This window comes from Acetanaerobacterium sp. MSJ-12, assembly GCF_018917875.1.
Lineage (GTDB): Bacteria > Bacillota > Clostridia > Oscillospirales > Ruminococcaceae > Bittarella > Bittarella massiliensis.
Genome location: NZ_JAHLPK010000019.1, coordinates 1 through 1,729 on the forward strand (window position 1 = coordinate 1; position 1,729 = coordinate 1,729).

The following is a 1,729-nucleotide window of genomic DNA, read 5'->3' on the forward strand; positions in this document are numbered from 1 at the left end:
CCGCCGCGGCCCAGCGGGGCACCCGGCGGGCCGGTTGGGGGGCGCGGCTCGCCACCCGCACGGCCACCCCCAGGGGCAAAACGGTGAGCAGCCCGCCGCCCAGGGCGGTGCGGAGGGCGCCCTGCGCCTCCCGCAGCAGCCGCTGCACGGTGCTCTGGGAACAGCCCATCTCCCGGGCGGTCTCCGCCAGCTTTTTGCCCTGGTAATAGCGCAGCTGCACCGCCTGGCGCTGGCGGTCAGGCAGGCTGTCCAGAGCGGCTTGCAGCCGCCGCTGTCGGTCGCTGCGGTCGACCTGGGCCTCGGGGCCGTTTTCCTCCGGCTCGGCCAGGGTCAGCAGGGCCTGCTCCCCCTCGGCGGGGCGCTTCTCCCGCCGCAGCACCGCCAGGCAGGCGTAGTAGGTGGTCTTGTTGAGGTAGGCCACCACCGCCTTGCCCGAGTGGATGTTCCCCATCGACCGGAAAAAGGCGAGATAGCTCTCCTGTACCGCTTCGCCGGCCAACTCCGGGTCCTTTAAAATCCCCAAAGCCCGGCTCTTTTGCAGGGGGGCGGTGGCGTCGTAGAGGGCGCGAAATGCCGCCTCGTCCCCATGGCGGGCCGCTTCCAGCCACTGGGCAAGCTGCCCGTGCGTTGCCTTTTTCACCTGTTATTTCCCCTTTTTTCGACAAGTCGGTTTTCCCCATTGTAACAAATAAATTTTTCTTTTCAAGTTGTGACCACTTTTTCATCCATCCCTTCTCTTAGAGAAAAGAAGGGGGAGATATGCCGTCCGTTAAGCTCCGGTGCGGGCCGGGAGAGGGGCGGTAGTGCCCCCGAACGCGCGACAGAAAAATAATGGAAAAAGGGGAGAGCAGACAATGAGAAAGCAAAAATGGAGGGGACTGCCCGCGCGGCTTGTGGCTTTGGGTTTGGCGGCAGCCCTCTGCCTGGGGATGTCCCCTGTTTCGGCCCTGGCCGAGGGGGAGGAGGATCCTTCCGGCGACGACAGCTCCTCGGAGTTTGTGGGGAGCGACTCCTTTGAAAACTTATTTGGCTTCGCAGTAGCTAAAGATCAAAAAGCTTATACTTATCAAAACTTTCTTGCACTGGCGAACCCTCGGAAGAATGACCCCATGACTTATGGCAGTTATAATACAGACGGAAATCTGTACAGTGACTCTCAGGCATATAGTAAGGCAAATATTTCTCTACTTGCAGATTGGGAATTTGTAAGCGATTTTACTATTATTAGTTCAAATGTTTGCAACCATGCGTTTGCAGGTTTTTCAGTGGGGGGCAATTCTGTACGCATTGGAACAAGTCGAGGGAAAAATGAGATTTCTCATTTTGATGGAGGTGCTGATGCTACGGTATTACAGCGCATACCGCTGGATTTAGACAAAGACATAAAAGGAACACATGTTTTAAAAGTGACCTACAAAGCGGATGGGCGAATTCTCACAGTTAGTTATGGACATGAACCAGAGAATGCCTCGGATTTAAAGCCCACTACTTCATGTGCTCTAGGACCTCATGCAAAGGGAGATACAGGAAGCATTGCTTTTAAAGGTCAGATTGGCTGGCCCAAAAGTTCGGCAGTCCCCGAAGGCACTTCTATACAAGGAAATTTTATATCAATGAGGTACACCCACTACACGCCGCAGTTCGTGAGCACCGAGCTGTTGGACGAAGACGGGAACACCATGAGCGACGAGGAGAAGTTGGCCCTGCAGGACGGGGACGTGGTCACCGT

General features: G+C 56.6%; 2 protein-coding genes. One reads left to right on the forward strand and one right to left on the reverse strand.

The genetic code is table 11. From position 1 onward, the window contains the following. Window positions 1-640 (reverse strand): RNA polymerase sigma factor (locus KQI11_RS13010; protein WP_216402423.1); only part of this gene is annotated, 640 nt, incomplete at its 3' end. Window positions 641-854: 214 nt separating this feature from the next. Here KQI11_RS13010 and KQI11_RS13015 point away from each other — a divergent pair. Further along, window positions 855-1,729 (forward strand): hypothetical protein (locus tag KQI11_RS13015; RefSeq protein WP_216402424.1); only part of this gene is annotated, 875 nt, incomplete at its 3' end.